Genomic DNA, 708 nt, shown 5'->3' on the forward strand with positions numbered 1-708 from the left:
ATCCGCACGCTGTTCAGGAACACCTCGACCAGGTGGGGTGTGAGTCGCAGATCGACCGAAGTCTTCGCGTGCCGGTACGGCACGCTGTAGTGGTGGCCCTCCAGTTCGACGTGGTAGTCCAACCCAACGGTGGTGCGTTTCCAGGCGGCGATCTCGAACGGCTGGAGTGGCAGGGGACGCAGGGCCGGCTGGTCCAGCTCGGTGAACAGTTCGAAGCGGCTCCCTGGCCGCTTCTGAAAGGGTTTGAGGTTGAGTTCCTGAAGGAGTGGACGCAGGGCCTCGTTGGCGGCCGCCACGCTGAAGTAGACCTGGTCGCGCAGCGGGGCCAGCAGTCGCCGTTCGATGATCTGCACGTGGACTTCCACCAGCGCCTTGTCTTTGGGCTTGCGGACCCGGGCCGGAATGACCGCGACGCCGTAATACTCGGCAAATTCCGCGTACGCGCGGTTGAGCTCCGGTTCATAACGGCTGGGGTGGGTCACGCCCGACTTGAGGTTATCGGGCACGATGGTCTCCGGGACGCCACCGAAAAACGCGAGTGCGCGGACGTGTGAGGACAGCCAGTCCTCGCTGCTCTGGGTGCGGGTCACCTCCGCGTAGGTGTAATCGCTGGCGCCGAGTGTGGCGACGAAGACCTGACCGGGGTGCACCACCCCGGTCCTGGGGTCGGTGATGGCCAGGGTCAGACCGGCATAGTCGACGAAGAGC

The 708-nt window shown here is 64.8% G+C and carries 1 protein-coding gene; it reads right to left on the minus strand.

Annotation, left to right across the window (positions count from 1 at the left end; translation table 11 throughout):
- On the minus strand, positions 1-708 hold a 708-nt coding region (gene istA / locus IEY33_RS19065; RefSeq protein ID WP_188964870.1), incomplete at both ends, for an IS21 family transposase.

The sequence above is a fragment of the Deinococcus aquiradiocola genome (assembly GCF_014646915.1).
Lineage (GTDB): Bacteria > Deinococcota > Deinococci > Deinococcales > Deinococcaceae > Deinococcus > Deinococcus aquiradiocola.